The organism is Raineya sp. (assembly GCF_053497555.1).
Window position 1 is genome coordinate 1 of the sequence record NZ_JBRCWE010000031.1, and the last position, 15,028, is coordinate 15,028.

Here is a 15,028-nt window from a genome sequence, read left to right on the forward strand (position 1 = left end):
ATTTTACTACTTTTCTTGCTTATTAGTTTTGGAAATTACATTGCCCAAGCTACCCACATTGTAGGGGGAGAGTTACAAATGACTTTTCTTTCAGGTACCACTTACCGAATGACTTTGAATATGTACTGGGACAGAGTTTCCGTAGTAAAAGACCCAAATATTAATATCGGCTTTTATCGCAAGTCTAACAATACACGTATTCAAATCTTAAATCTACCGCTTGTGCAAGAAACTGACCTTCAATTTCCTGTGGATACTTGCACTAATCAAATTCTTTTACGCTTTACCAAACTTGTTTATGAAGCACAAGTAACACTTAACCCTGCGAACTATTCTGACCCACAAGGCTATTATGTAACTTGGGAAAGATGTTGCCGAAACAATGCTATCACCAATATCGTAGCCCCAGGCAACGCCGCTAATTCCTTCTATTTAGAGTTTCCTGCTATTATTCAAGGGGGTAATCCTTTTATCAACAACAGCCCTGTGTTTCCTACACCGCAAACGAGCTATTTATGCTTAAACAATAGCTTCACTTTCCCTTTCGGAGCTACTGACCCCGATGGCGACCAACTCGTATATTCAATGGTTACGCCCTACAATGGCATTGCTTCTAACTTTAATGCAAACCCAACCCCTCCTGCAACTTATAGCCCTTATCCTCCCCCTGAAATTACTTGGGCAACAGGCTATTCTGCTACAAATGCAATTCCCAGCAATGTAGGACAGCCCCTCACCGTAAACCCTACAACAGGTCTGCTTTCGGGCAACCCAGGCAGAACAGGATTATTTGTTTTTTCAGTACGTTGTGAAGAGTACCGAGGTGGTGTAAAAATCGGAGAAGTCCGCAGAGACTATCAGATTTTAGTAAAAAATTGCCAAGAACTCAATCCTAATCCCGAAATACGCTTACAATTGCAAGACAATAGCATATACAGCGAAAATACATTATACGAATTAGATGCCAACAAAGGTTTATGCCTAAACTTACAACTTTTTGACACTCCCAACCAGAATATCCGTTTAACTTATTTGCCTCTTAATGCCAACGCTCAAAGACTAACACAAAATAATTACCGACCTTTCCGAAATGCTAATAATCAGCCTGTTGGTGGTGTTAGTATCAATAGTTCAGGCATTGGTGTAGTGCGTTTCTGTTGGCGAGAATGTTTGTATAGCTTCCGAGGAGATGAAATCTTTGAGTTCGGTATCGTTGCTGATGACCAAGGTTGTCCTGTAAAAGGACTTGATACACTTTTTGTAAAGTTCAAAGTCAAGCCCCGTTTCAATAATCCACCTTCACTTTCTATTATTTCGGCTACACCCAATTTTAATGTTCCCACGCTTACAGCAAATCCTTATTTGCCCGCAGGGCAAGAGGTAAAAGTTACCTTCCAAGCCTTCGACCGAGATAATGATTCCCTTAAAATCTTTGCTGTAGGCAGAAATTTCAATATAGATAGCCTTGATATTACTTTTACACCCAAAGAAGGCAAAGGACGCTTTACCACTGATTTCATTTGGAAACCTGATTGCAGATTTATCAATATCAATGGACAGAATGATGAATATTTAGTGGATATTTTCCTTGTGGAAAAAAATAACTCCTGCGATATTGCCGATGCTCAAATGACTATCAAAATAAAAGTTCGTGATGATTTTTCTAATGTAGATGGATTTTCCCCTGCAAACATCTTCACTCCTAATGGTGATGGCATAAACGATTACTTTGAAATGGAAAATTTGCCCGCAGTCGCAGATTTCAATAGGTTTTTACCTGCTGATAATTGTTTATACAAATACAATGGCATTAAAATTTACAACCGCTGGGGAAAGCCCGTATTTGAAAGCAAACAACGTGATTTCAAATGGGACGGCGGCAACCTTCCCACAGGAGCATACTTCTACGTAATAGATTACACCTCACGAATTTTCAAAGGAACAGTAACGATAATGAAGTAAAATTTCTTTCTCACCCATATTACAGAGCCTTTGCCTACAAGCAAGGGCTTTTGTTTTTTTAGCATATCTGCTTAAACCATTAACATTTACCAAACAAAAATTTCACTTTCTTACCTCCTGTTTCCTGCCTCTTACATCATAACAATTCCCCCTCTTTTTACGTATAGCTTGCAAAAAATTTGTTAGATTTGCAAAATTTCTTTATTTTTCGCTTTTCATTCAACCTTGCAAGTTTATGGATAAATATTCGTATATCGCCAATGCACACGGCAATTACGTAGATGAATTGTACCGTGCTTACAAAGCTGACCCTACTTCTATTGATGAATCTTGGCAAAAATTCTTTGAAGGATTTGAATTTGCTGAAAACTACAATGGTAATGGCTATGCTACCGAAGGTTTAAGCCCCGAAATGGCGGCAAAAGAAGCAGGCGTTTCACGTCTGATTTTTGCTTACAGAAGCAGAGCTCATTTACGCTCCAAAACCAACCCTGTCCGCCAACGTAAATCCCGCAATCCTTGGCTTGATTTAGAACTTTTCGGTTTGAGTGAAGCAGATTTAGATACGGTCTTTCAGGCAGGCAACGAGCTGGGGCTGGGTCCCGCTACTTTGCGAAAAATCATTGATACGCTCAAATACATCTACGAAGGTACTATCGGCTTTGAATTTACCTACATACGCGAGCCTGAAGTCTTTAACTGGCTTCGTGATAAATTTGAAAAAGAAGCTCTTGCTTTCAACCCTTCTATTGAGTTCAAAAAGAGAATTTTGCAGAAACTCAACGAAGCCGTTGTTTTTGAAAACTTTTTGCATACCAAATTTTTAGGGCAAAAACGCTTTTCTTTGGAAGGGGGCGATAGTGTTATTCCCGGACTTGATGCCCTCATCAATAAAAGTGCCGAGCTGGGTGTAAAAGAAGTAGTTATTGGAATGGCACACCGAGGCAGGCTCAATGTACTTGCCAACATTATGGGTAAAACCTATGAGCAAATTTTCAGTGAGTTTGAAGGTAAATCCAGCCCCGACCTCACAATGGGCGATGGCGATGTAAAATACCATATGGGCTTTGCCAGCGAAATTACTACCCCCGAAGGCAATAAAGTCAGTTTGCGTTTAGCTCCCAATCCTTCGCATTTAGAAGTAGTAAGTGCCATTGTGCAAGGATATTGCAGAGCCCAAATTGATGAAGAACTCTTTGATGAAAAATACATCTTGCCCATTATGATACACGGCGATGCCGCCATCGCAGGACAAGGATTGGTATATGAAGTAGTACAAATGGCAAAACTGGAAGCCTATAAAATCGGAGGCACCGTTCACGTAGTTATCAATAACCAAGTAGGCTTTACCACCGATTTTGATGAGGCTCGCTCCAGCATTTATTGTACCGATATTGCCAAACTCATTGATGCTCCTGTTTTGCACGTAAATGGCGACGACCCCGAAGCGGTAGTTTTCTGCTTCCAACTTGCCGCTGAGTTTCGTCAGAAATTTCAACGTGATATTTTCATTGATTTGGTTTGCTATCGCCGCCACGGACACAATGAAACCGATGAACCCCGCTTTACTCAGCCCAAACTCTATAACGTAATCGCCAAGCACCCTTCGCCACGCGAAGTCTATGCCCAAAAACTTGCCTCTTTGGGTAGTATTGATGCCAAACTCATAGAGGAAATGGATAAAGAACTTCGCCAAATGTTGCAAGTACGCTTAGACGAAGTAAAGCAGAAACCTCTGCCCTACCATTACACACAACTTGAAAGAGATTGGCAAAAACTGCGTAAGGCTCGCCCCGAAGATTTTGATGCTTCGCCCAAAACTGCCATTTCTTGGGAAATGATTGAAAAAGTTGGTAAAGCACTCACCACCATACCCGAAGGGTTCAAAACTATCAAGCAAATAGATAAGCTCTTGCAGGATAGGAAAAAAATGTTTTTTGAGGAAAAACGCTTGGATTGGGCTTGCGGCGAACTCTTGGCTTATGGTTCTTTGCTTTTGGAAGAAAAAATTGTACGTATGAGCGGGCAAGATGTAAGACGTGGTACTTTTTCGCACCGCCAAGCGGTATTGCGTGATGCTGAAACCAATGAGCCCTACTTTCTTTTAGACCATATTGTACCCAACCAAAAACAGCCCTTCCGTATTTACAACTCACACCTTTCAGAATTTGGTGTTATGGGCTTTGAATTTGGCTACTCTATGGCAAACCCCAATGCTTTGGTAATTTGGGAGGCTCAATTCGGCGATTTTGCCAATGGTGCCCAAGTTATCATTGACCAATTTATTTCAGCTACCGAAAGTAAATGGAATCAGCAAAATGCCTTGGTACTTCTACTGCCACACGGCTACGAAGGGCAAGGTCCAGAGCATAGCTCGGCTCGTTGGGAACGTTTCTTACAGCTATGTGCCGAATACAATATGGTAGTGGGCAATTTCACTACTTCTGCCAATTTATTCCACGCACTACGCAGACAGCTGGCTTGGGAGTTTCGCAAGCCTTTGGTGGTAATGTCGCCCAAATCATTGCTCCGTGCCGAAGAGGTACATTCGCCTATGGAAGATTTTATCAACGGCTCTTTCCAAGAAGTGCTTGACGATAGCTACGCAGACCCCAAAAAGGTAAAGAAAGTGCTTCTGTGCAGTGGCAAAATCGCTGTTGATTTGTACCGCTACCAGCAAAAAAATGAACGCAAAGATGTGGCAATAGTGCGTTTGGAACAACTTTATCCTTTCCCCCAAAAACAATTAGAAAAAGTTTTGAGCAAGTATAAAAAAGCCAAGCAAGTTTGGGTACAAGAAGAGCCGCTCAATATGGGAGCATATACCTTTATGCTAATGCACTACGATAGAAATTTAGAAGTAATTTCTCGTAAAGCCAGTGCCTCACCTGCTACAGGTTACAATAAAATTCACGAAAAAGAACAGCAAGAAATTATCCAAAAAGCATTTGAGGCATAATTTTTGCAAGGTTTTTCGTAGTTGCAAGCGGCAATACAATATTGTATTGCCGCTTTTCAAAATTTTCAAGTATGCTAAACAAACTCTTATACATTTCGCTATTTGCTTGCTTTTTGGCAAAAGTAACTTTTGCTCAAATCAAACTTTATCCTATCACCCCCTCAAAAAACAACCAAGCAAACACTCTCCAACGAACTGCCCCCTTGAATTTGCCTTTTTTTGATGATTTTCTTGGAAAAGATATTGATAGCAACCTATGGCAAAATGCAGGTGCAAGTATTACCAATGGCATCGCCAAAAACCCCAAGAGTAGAGGCGTTGTAACTTTGGATAGCTACAAACAAAATGGCAAAGCCTACAACATCACTTCCCCCATTGCCGAAGGCTACTCGGATACACTTACTTCCAAACCTATTGATTTGAGTGGCTACTCGCCTGCAAGCAATGTTTTTTTTAGTTTTTTTGTGCAAGAACAAGGTCTTGGCGAACAGCCCGATAATACTGATTTTCTGCTTCTGCAAGGCAAAGATGTCAATAATAATTGGCAAAATCTTTGGCAAAAAAATGGCAACTCTACCCCTACAAACGAGTTTGAACAAGTAATTTTCCCGCTCAATAACCCTAATTTTTTTCATACAGATTTTCAGTTTCGCTTTTTGCGTTATGGTAGAGTTTCGGGAAATTTTGATGTATGGCACATAGATTACGTATATCTCAACCATAGCCGTAGCCCTGCCGATACCTGCTATCCCGATATTGCCACTCGCCAAAGTATAGGTGGCTATCTGAAAAAACTTTCGGCTATGCCCTTCAAACACTTCAAAGAACACCCCAATCCTGCTTCGCTTTTGGCAGATACTTTATTTTTTAGAATAAATAATTTAAGTTGCAGTTTTAGGGTTATCAACTACACCGCCGAACTCAACGACCAAGTAAGCAATAGCAATCTTTTAGCGAGTTTGCCCATCACCGCTCCTACTATCAATCCTTTCATTATTTTCCCAAATGATGATTTTATCTTAAAAGTAAAGCCACAAAGTTTTTCTTTACCGCCTTCGGCTACCAAACTCAAATTGGAAACTAAACTCACTATCAATGTAAGCGACGGCAATACGGTTATTCCTCCCATAGATTTTAGGAATAATGACACCATTCGGCAAGTAACTATTTTAGATAACTATTATGCCTACGACGACGGCGAAGCCGAGTACGTAGCAGGTGTCAATCAGCGTTTGGGCAAAATTGCTGTTCGTTTCGTTTTACCCCAAGAAGCCCAACTTTCTGATGTAGATATTTGCTTTTTGCCTTTTGTAAAAGATATGAGCAATCAGACCTTTGTGCTTTCGGTTTGGAAAAAAATAGGCGGCAGAACACAAGAAGTGCTTTTTCAGAAGGCATTTCCTATCAAATACCCAAGCCAGCCCAATGGCTTTGTTCGCTTTCCTGTGGATAGCTTTCAAACGCTTTATCTGAAAGATACTATTTTTGTAGGTATCCAACAAACCACCGATGACCTACTTGCCATTGGTTTTGATGCCAACAATGATTCCTTTGATGAAGTTTTTTACAATATAGCAGGCATTTGGGAACAAGAGAGCAACATCAAAGGCAGTCTGATGATTCGCCCTGTATTCAGAAATGATGCCATTACGGCTCTCGGCGAAAATTCTGAAAATCTTATCCAAATTTTCCCCAACCCTGCTCAAAATTATGTTCAAATTGCAGGAATTTCCCCACTCCATATAGAACTCTACGATTTACAAGCCCGAAAGCAAAATTTTTCTTGGGATAAAACTCGCAACCAACTACATTTTTCTCTTGCCAAAGGTCTGTATTTGCTCAAAATTCAAGACCTCAATGGACATTGGTGGCAGAAAAAATTAGTTGTAACAGACTAATTTAATTTCCCATATTCCCAAAATTCAAGGCTTAAAGGCTCAAAAATTTGAGGTTAATTTTCCTCTTTCTAAAACCTATTTCCTGCTTCTACGGCAAATTAGCCCTAAAAAATTGCAAAATTTTTTATTTTTTTGGTTACCTTTTGGGTGCAAATTGTATCTATGAACAAATGAGAGACGAAGAAATTTTAGAGCGTATCCGAAAAGGTGATGAAACTGCTCTACAATATCTTTACAAGAACAATTACCGAACTATTCTTCGCTTGGTTGTCAAAAACAACGGCACTGAAAGCGAAGCCAAAGATGTTTTTCAAGATGCTCTCATTTCACTTTGGGAAAGTGTCAGGAAACCAGATTTTACACTAACCTCCAAATTGAGTACCTATTTGTACAGCGTTTGCCACAATTTGTGGCTTAAAGAGCTCAAAAAAAAGACAAGGTTTGCTGATAGAGAAGTTCCCGAAGATAGCCTCACCGATACCCAAAGTTGGGAGCGTGAGGAAAAAATTAAAATTATGCAATCTTGCATTGAAAAATTAGGCGAATTGTGCCGAAAAATTTTACAATATTATTATTTTGACGAACTTTCCATGCAAGATATTGCCGATAAGCTGGGTTTAGCCAATGCCGAATCGGCAAAAAGCAAAAAATACAAATGCAAGAAAGAATTAGACGACATCATAAAAACACATTTTACCACCAAAGATTTATTGGATTGAGTTATGAAGGACACTAAATTTTATGAAATGGATTTTATTGAGGCTTATGTGAAGGGGAAAGTATCGGAAGCCGAAAGCCAAGCTATGCAAAAACTTATCGCCCAAGACGCTCAATTAGCGGCAGAGGTTGAAATGCAAAAGGATTTGCAAGAGGCTTTGGCACGCACTCGCAGAGCCGAACTCAAACAACTGCTCCAAAATACACCTGTTCCTACGCATACCTTTTCACCTACTACTTCGCAATGGATTGCCGCAAGTGTGGGAATAGTAGGCTTGATAGTAGCTATTTGGTTGGGTGTAAAATATTGGAATAGCGAAAAAATAAACGAAACACAAGCCACTATTTTGAAGCCACAAACTGAAAATTTGAAAGAGGAAACTCCAAAAGTTGCTGAAAACACTGCTACAACTAATGAAAAGGCTGTAAGCCCAGACTCTCAAAAACTTACAACCGAAAACACACAAAAACCTAACGAAAACAAAAAAGCAGAAAAGCCCAAAGATTTTGCCAAAGAAATTTTCTATCAATACGATGGTAAGAATGTTCTGCAAATATTTGGTGATTTCAGTTACGAAATTTTAGAAAATATCCCTACCAAAGAGGGCGAAAAAAATTTCATATTCGTTCAAAACAAATTTTATGAACTGGTGCCTACACCCGAAGATGAAGTGAGAAACTTAAAAGAAAATGAAGTTAAAAATCCTGATTTAATACGTTTGCTCTCCGAAAGGTTAAAAAACAAATAGCAAGAAGTCCGCTGGGTAGCGGACTTTTTTATGCTACTCTCCCTTTGCGTTCCCCAATAATCCATACTTGCAAATGTAGAGAAAGATTTTTAGCTTTGCGGTATCGTCTCTTTGCAAAAAATCTATGACCTCTTTCCCTTCCAAACTTATTGAAGAAGCTGTAAGTGAAATAGCAAAGCTACCAGGTATTGGCAGAAAATCAGCTTTTCGGGTGGTTTTACATCTTCTCAAACAAGAGCCTTCTTTTACTGATAATCTGACTTCTGCTCTTTCTCGCTTGCGTAACGAAATCTGCTATTGCTCACGCTGTTTCAATATTTCTGATGAAGAAATTTGCTCTATTTGTGCAAGCAACCAACGCGATACAAGTGTTATTTGCGTAGTAGAAAATTTTAAGGATTTGCTGGCGGTGGAAAATACAGGGCAATTCAAAGGTTTGTATCACGTTTTGGGCGGACTGATAGCCCCCATTGAAAACATCACACCCGATAAGCTCAAAATTCAAGAGCTTATCCAAAGAGTTGAAAATGAAAATATTACAGAAATTATTTTTGCCCTTTCGGCAAGTATAGAAGGCGATACAACTGCTTTTTACATTACCAAACAACTCAAACACCTTACTCATCTGAAAATCACTTCTTTGGCTCGTGGCTTACCCATTGGCAGCGAATTGGAATATGCTGATGAAATTACCTTAGGACGAAGCATTCAGGCAAGGGTAGCTTACGGAACTTAAATACTTTGTAATTGTTAGGTCAATTTGTAATAGGGAAACGGAAAGCAAGAGGCAAGAAACAGGATTTTAGACAATTTTTTTTCAAAAAACTTGAATTTAATGAAACATACGCACCCTTTTTTTAATCTCATCATCATTACTTTGGTAGTTTTTGGCACTTCGGTAATAGCCCAATTTGTAGGAATACTCTTAGCCTCACTGGCAGTAGGCAAAGATTTTGTTGAAGTTACCAATATTTTGCTTGAAAAATCCAATATTTTTCCACAACAACGGGAAATTTTGTGGATAGTTCAGGCTTTTTCTTTGCTCGGCGGTTTGGGTGGAGGGGCTTTTCTGTATCAGTCTTGGGTGGCTCGTTCTCGTTTTTCGGAATTAAGCCCCAATACTAAAATTGATGCCTCTGCTTTACTCTGGGTAGTAGCCATTTTCTTTTTCACATTGCCACTGATTGCCCAGGTTATGCAGTGGAACAAAGAAATCAACTTTGGTATTTTTGATAAATCCATTCGCCAAACGGAGGCAGAATTAGAACTACTTACCCAAAAACTTACCCAAATGCACCATTTCGGCGATTTTCTGATAGTGCTTCTGGTGATTGCCGTTATTCCTGCATTTTCTGAAGAGTTTTTGTTTCGTGGGCTTGTGCAAAACGAGTTTTTGCGTTGGTTCAAAAATCCGCACTTGGCAGTTTGGGTTACGGGGGCAGTCTTTTCGGCAATGCATTTTCAGTTTTTGGGCTTTTTCCCAAGAATGATTTTAGGGGCATTGCTGGGCTATGTATATGTGTGGTCGGGAAATATCCTTTACCCAATGCTTGGACATTTTGTAAATAATGGCGTACAAGTGCTTGCCTTGTATTTGGCTCAAGAAAACCTTGTCAGCGAAGAAATCAGCAAAGACGATTATCAGTTTCCTGTACTTGTTACGGCTCTTTTTGGAGTGCTTTTGGCTGTTTCTTTGTACTTTTTCTATAAGAAGCAAAAACAAATATTGCATAGTAATTAAAGGACATTTCTCTAATACAAAACTTCAAAATGAATTACGAAAAAATATCAGAAAGCATTGAATTTGAAATAGAAAGCCTATTTGAAGAGCTAAGGTCAGGAATTTCTGAAAGAGAAGATAGTAGGGCTTTTGGGGCAATGATTGAAAAGCGAATAACTGAAAATTGGAATAAAATATGCTCTAATTTAGGCTTTCAGGCAATAGATATTCCAGGCAGAAGGACAATCTTTGATTTTGCTTGCAACATAGAAAACAAACTTTTCGGATTTGATGTAAAAACCAAAGACTTAGACTCCACACGATATTCGGATGGCGGCGTATGTGCTGTTGGAAATCTTCTCAAATTTCTTGCAAATGATAAAGGCGTTTTTATGATTGTTGAGTTTGGACACGAAAAATCTACAATAAAAAATAGCAGTAGAGATATAGAGTATATTCGTGTCGCCCCTTTTCATTGTCTGCCCGAAAATACATACAGAATTGAAAATCTGGGTACTGGTCAAGTTAGATTGAACTATACAATAAATCAAGTATGGGACGAAATTAAATGGGATAGATCTTACAATGAATTCTTTGATATTTTTTGCGAACTTGCAATGGCTCACTACAAAAGAGTGAAAGCAGATGCAGAAAAACGAATTAAATCCATTGAACAATTTAAAGATGGCGGATACCAAAATTTTCGGTTTATCAGATAAGAACTTAAAAATTGGTGATGTATTTACTCCTCTAAATTGGGGTGAATTTGCTATTGAAAAATTTGGACTATTTCCAAAATGGCTTAATGGTGCCACTGTGTTTGACCCAACAATGGGCGAAGGTAACTTATTGGAAGCCTTCATTTCTTATGGCTTGGCAAAAGGTTTTACCATTGATAACCTCCCTACTGAAAGACTTTTTGGTAATGAATTGAATAATAACTACTTTCATAAAGCATTAGAAAAATTTAGCCAAAAATATGGCTTGGATATGTCGCTAAACTTCAGCAATGAAGATATTCTGCATCTCAATCCCAAACAATTTGATATTGTTTTCGGAAATCCTCCTTGGCAAAACTTTGTTGATTTACCCGAAAGCTACAAGGAGCAGATTAAAAGCTACTTTTTTAAGTATGACTTGATAGGAAATAGTCAGAACCTTCTATTAGGCGGAAGTAGAATTGATATTGCCGCACTCATTATTCAAATAGCAATGAAAGATTTTTTAAGGCAGAATGGTGAGGCAATTTTATTTATGCCACTTTCATTGCTCTTGAATGAGGGGGCAAATAAAAATTTTAGAACATATAGTGTTCAAGAAGTTAAATACTCTTTAAGTAGTGTCTTTGACTTTTATGATAAAGATGTGTTTGGTAGCGTAGCAACACGTTACGGGCTTGTTCATTTTATTCGCGATAAGGAAACTATTTTTCCAATACCTTATTTTCGTTATGAAAATGGCTCTTGGGTGGAACATATTGCCAAACCCCTATTTCACAAAACAGACCCATTGAGCATTATTCCCAAAGAGTGTAATAGCTTTACTATTAAACAAGTGGTATTGAAGAAAGAATCAAGTCCAAGGCAAGGTGTCAATACGGGTGGAGCAAATGATGTTTATTTCTTTGATAAATATGAGAAAGTAAATGAAGAATTAGTCAGAGTTTCTAATAAGAGCAAGGTAGGCATTATTCTTCCAAAAAAATTTGTTTTTCCACTCATTACCTCAAAAGAGTTTATCACAGACACAGAAGAACATAATCCTTCTAAATGGGTTCTTTTACCCTATAATCTGAATGGCAAACCTTTGGAATGGAAACAAATACAAGAATATCCCGAACTTCAATGCTATCTTGAAGCCAACAAAGCAATACTAAAAAGTAGAAAAGGTGTAATGCTGAATGCGATACTTTCTCGTGGGTATTGGTGGGCTATGCTGGGAGTAGGTGAATATAGTTTTTTCCCTTACAAAATTGTATGGGAAGCCTACGGCAAAAATAGTTTTAATCCAAAAATTTTTGAAGGTTCTTGGCAAGCAAACCAATCATTACAAGCATTTATACCTGTTAAGTCATTATCAGAAGCTCAAAGGGTACAAACGGAATTGTCAGACAAGCAAATTGAAAACTATCTACTATCCTTAAAAATGGAAGGAACAATGAACTGGGCACAACCCGGAAAAATTAAGAAAATAATAAAGTATGAAGAAGAACCTTTGAAGTTATTCTGCAAATAAGTTTGTCTAATCGCTCTTCGCAAATTTCATATTTTGCTTTCAAAATTTTTCAACTTTATTCAACCATTCCCAAGTTTTCTGCAAACCTATTTTTAGAGGTGTAATGGCATATCCTAACTCTGTTTGAGCTTTTTGGCTACTTACCTGCCAATCGTATAAGTATTTTTTCACAAATGGTGGTGTAATAAGCGGTGCAGTGCCTACCAAGCGAGTTTTAAGCATTTGCAAATGAGCAAAACTATTCATCACAGCCACAGGCAAAGGCACAAGCCAACGCTTTTTACCTGTAATTTCTGCAAAAATATTGAAAAGCTCTTCATAGCTCACATTTTCGCCACCAAGAATATACCGCTCTCCACTTCTGCCTTTTTGCATAGCCAGCAAATGTCCCTGAACTACATCATCAATAAAAACATAATTGCCAATTTTTTTGCCATTACCGGGCAAAATCCGCCATTTGCCTTGGGCATATTTTTCCAAAAGCATTGTTACAGCATTGCTTTGGCTTCTTTGCCCACCCCCATACACACGCGTAGGATTCACCGTAACTATCTCCAAACCTTTATCCAAGAGTTTTTGCACTTCTTTCTCGGCTTGGGCTTTGGTTTTTTCGTATTCGGTGCTTAAAGGCACTTGCAAAGGGGTATTTTCAGTAACCACTTCGCCATTCAGCGAAGCCCCCAAAACTCCTGCCGTAGAAGTCAGCACAATACGTTTCACACCCAATTCTATCGCCGTTTGAACAATATTTAATGTACCTTTGACATTCATTTCATAAAAACTCTGCGGATTTTTATCCCAAACTTTCGCCTGTGCCGCCAAATGATATACCTGCTCACATTCTTGCATAGCCTTTTGGATTTTTTCTGCTTCCAATAGGTCGCCCTGAAAGGAACGTACATTAGGCATTTGAGCAAATACTTCTTGGGCTTTGGGTACAGAACGCACCAAAATATGCACCTCATTTTGAGCATTTTCGGCTAATTTCTTTACCAACTGCTCACCTACAAAGCCTGTTGCACCTGTTACAAAGATTTTCATAATTACTTACCGATACAGAATTTTGAAAAAATATAATCCAGTAAATCCTCACTGCTTACTTCACCAATAATTTCGCCCAAATGCCGAATAGCCTCACGAATATCCGCCGCCAGCAAATCCGTTGTAATTGCCGTATCAATATCTATCAGCACTTTTTGCAGAGATTGTTGCGTTTTGGCAAGTGCCTCATAATGCCTCACATTGCTGATAACTATATCCGAATGACTTACTTTTTGCTCCTTCACAAGCCCAATAAGGGCATTTTTCAGTTTTTCTATTCCTTTTTGCTCTTTGGCAGAAATACACAAAGCCTTGGGGATTTGTTCAAGCTCAGCAATTTTTTCAGCGGAAAGTTTATCCGTTTTATTGAACAAAATAAAATAAGGTTTTTGCAGTTTTTGCAATTCTTTTTGCAAAAAGTCAAGGTTTTCGCTCATTTCAGAGCTATCTATGAGGTATAAAATGAGCGAGGCTTCTTGCATTTTTTGCTTGGCACGCTCTACGCCAATAGCTTCAATGGTATCTTGTGTTTCACGCAAACCCGCTGTATCAATGAAACGGAAATGAATACCCTCCAAAGTGATTTCGTCTTCAATAATATCGCGGGTAGTGCCTGCAATATCCGAAACAATCGCTTTTTCTTCTTGCAAAAGCGTATTGAGCAGTGTGGATTTCCCCGCATTAGGCTTACCCACAATTGCCGTAGGAATACCATTTTTCAAGACATTGCCCCAAGCAAAAGACTGCAAAAGTTCATTTACGTATTGCGTAACATTTTGCAGAAAACTTTTCAATTCTGTTCGGTTGGCAAATTCTACATCTTCTTCGGCAAAATCAAGCTCTAATTCTACGAGTGCCGCAAAGCGAATGAGTTCAGCTTTTAGCTCTTTAATTTTTTGTGAAAAACCACCTCGCATCTGTTTCATTGCAATTTGATGAGAGGCTTGTGAGGCTGAAGCAATCAAATCGGCAACGGCTTCGGCTTGGGCAAGGTCAAATCTGCCATTCAAGAAAGCCCTTTTGGTAAATTCGCCTGCTTCTGCCATTCTTGCCCCTTTGGCAAGCAAACATTTGAGGATTTGCTCCACAATATAAGGCGAGCCGTGGCAGGAAATTTCAGTGCTATTTTCTTTGGTAAAAGAATGAGGTTCTCGGAAAATGCTCACCAACACCTCATCAATGATTTCCCCATTTTCAGCCCGAATAGTGCCAAAATGAATAGTATGCGAAGGTGCTTGGGTTAAATCTTTGCCCGAAAAAATTTCATTGGTAATTTCAATGGCTTTTTTGCCTGAAACTCTAATCACCGCGATTGCCCCTACACCCGCAGGAGTAGCAGGAGCGACAATCGTATCTGTAAGTGTATGCCTGAGCATTGTTTTTTGGAGCAAAATTAGAAAGTTTAGGAATAATTGCACAAAAATCATAAATTTGCTCTTGCAAAAATTATTCAGCAATGGCAAAATTCATCAACCCCTATACAGATTTTGGCTTCAAAAAACTTTTTGGTGAAGAGGCTTTTCAGACGGCAGAACTTGCCAATTTAAGCCCCGAACAACGTGAAAAATACGAAGAAAGCCTTATCTATTACCGAGATTTGAAAAGTGTTTTAGAAACAGCTATTGAGGAACGAGAAACTGAAATTATCCTTAATGCTATCAGAAAGGGACTTGATGATAACTTCATTGCCGAATTGACGAATTTGCCCATTGAGCAAATTCAACAAATTCGTAAGCAAATGAAATAA

Annotated in this window: 12 protein-coding genes; 10 read left to right on the plus strand and 2 right to left on the minus strand. The window is 38.9% G+C overall.

Annotated elements, in window-relative coordinates:
• The 9 genes from ACWITO_RS03875 to ACWITO_RS03915 all read left to right on the plus strand — a co-directional run.
• Positions 1-1,962: gliding motility-associated C-terminal domain-containing protein (locus ACWITO_RS03875; RefSeq protein WP_448528696.1), on the plus strand; the 1,962-nt coding region annotated here is incomplete at its 5' end.
• Positions 1,963-2,197: 235 nt separating this feature from the next.
• On the plus strand, positions 2,198-4,921 hold the full coding sequence (locus ACWITO_RS03880) for a 2-oxoglutarate dehydrogenase E1 component (protein WP_448528697.1): 2,724 nt from the start codon (positions 2,198-2,200) through the stop codon (positions 4,919-4,921).
• A 71-nt stretch (positions 4,922-4,992) separates the two neighbouring features.
• The gene (locus ACWITO_RS03885; RefSeq protein WP_448528698.1) at positions 4,993-6,819 is read left to right on the plus strand and encodes a T9SS type A sorting domain-containing protein; all 1,827 of its coding nucleotides are present in this window, start codon (positions 4,993-4,995) and stop codon (positions 6,817-6,819) included.
• Between the two features lie 170 nt (positions 6,820-6,989).
• Positions 6,990-7,538 carry an RNA polymerase sigma factor gene (locus tag ACWITO_RS03890; protein WP_448528699.1) on the plus strand — a complete coding sequence of 183 codons (549 nt, stop codon included), beginning with the start codon at positions 6,990-6,992 and terminating at the stop codon, positions 7,536-7,538.
• A 27-nt stretch (positions 7,539-7,565) separates the two neighbouring features.
• On the plus strand, positions 7,566-8,285 hold the full coding sequence (locus tag ACWITO_RS03895; protein ID WP_448528700.1) for a hypothetical protein: 720 nt from the start codon (positions 7,566-7,568) through the stop codon (positions 8,283-8,285).
• Between the two features lie 124 nt (positions 8,286-8,409).
• The gene (gene recR / locus ACWITO_RS03900; protein WP_448528701.1) at positions 8,410-9,021 is read left to right on the plus strand and encodes a recombination mediator RecR; all 612 of its coding nucleotides are present in this window, start codon (positions 8,410-8,412) and stop codon (positions 9,019-9,021) included.
• Between the two features lie 99 nt (positions 9,022-9,120).
• Positions 9,121-10,026 (plus strand): CPBP family intramembrane glutamic endopeptidase, encoded by a 906-nt coding sequence (locus tag ACWITO_RS03905; protein WP_448528702.1) that lies wholly within the window; start codon positions 9,121-9,123, stop codon positions 10,024-10,026.
• A 29-nt stretch (positions 10,027-10,055) separates the two neighbouring features.
• Positions 10,056-10,724 carry a hypothetical protein gene (locus ACWITO_RS03910; RefSeq protein WP_448528703.1) on the plus strand — a complete coding sequence of 223 codons (669 nt, stop codon included), beginning with the start codon at positions 10,056-10,058 and terminating at the stop codon, positions 10,722-10,724.
• The gene (locus tag ACWITO_RS03915) at positions 10,690-12,240 is read left to right on the plus strand and encodes an Eco57I restriction-modification methylase domain-containing protein (protein ID WP_448528704.1); all 1,551 of its coding nucleotides are present in this window, start codon (positions 10,690-10,692) and stop codon (positions 12,238-12,240) included. Before ACWITO_RS03910 ends, ACWITO_RS03915 begins: the two co-directional genes overlap by 35 nt.
• Before the next feature lie 39 nt (positions 12,241-12,279).
• Here ACWITO_RS03915 and ACWITO_RS03920 read toward each other — a convergent pair whose 3' ends face one another.
• Together ACWITO_RS03920 and mnmE are read right to left on the minus strand one after the other, a co-directional pair.
• A complete protein-coding gene (locus ACWITO_RS03920; RefSeq protein ID WP_448528705.1) occupies positions 12,280-13,281 on the minus strand; it encodes an SDR family oxidoreductase in 1,002 nt (333 codons plus the stop codon).
• Positions 13,282-13,283: 2 nt separating this feature from the next.
• Positions 13,284-14,657 (minus strand): tRNA uridine-5-carboxymethylaminomethyl(34) synthesis GTPase MnmE, encoded by a 1,374-nt coding sequence (gene mnmE / locus ACWITO_RS03925; RefSeq protein ID WP_448528706.1) that lies wholly within the window; start codon positions 14,655-14,657, stop codon positions 13,284-13,286.
• An 80-nt stretch (positions 14,658-14,737) separates the two neighbouring features.
• On the opposite strand from mnmE, the gene ACWITO_RS03930 reads away from it, so the two are divergent.
• Positions 14,738-15,028 (plus strand): hypothetical protein, encoded by a 291-nt coding sequence (locus ACWITO_RS03930; protein WP_448528707.1) that lies wholly within the window; start codon positions 14,738-14,740, stop codon positions 15,026-15,028.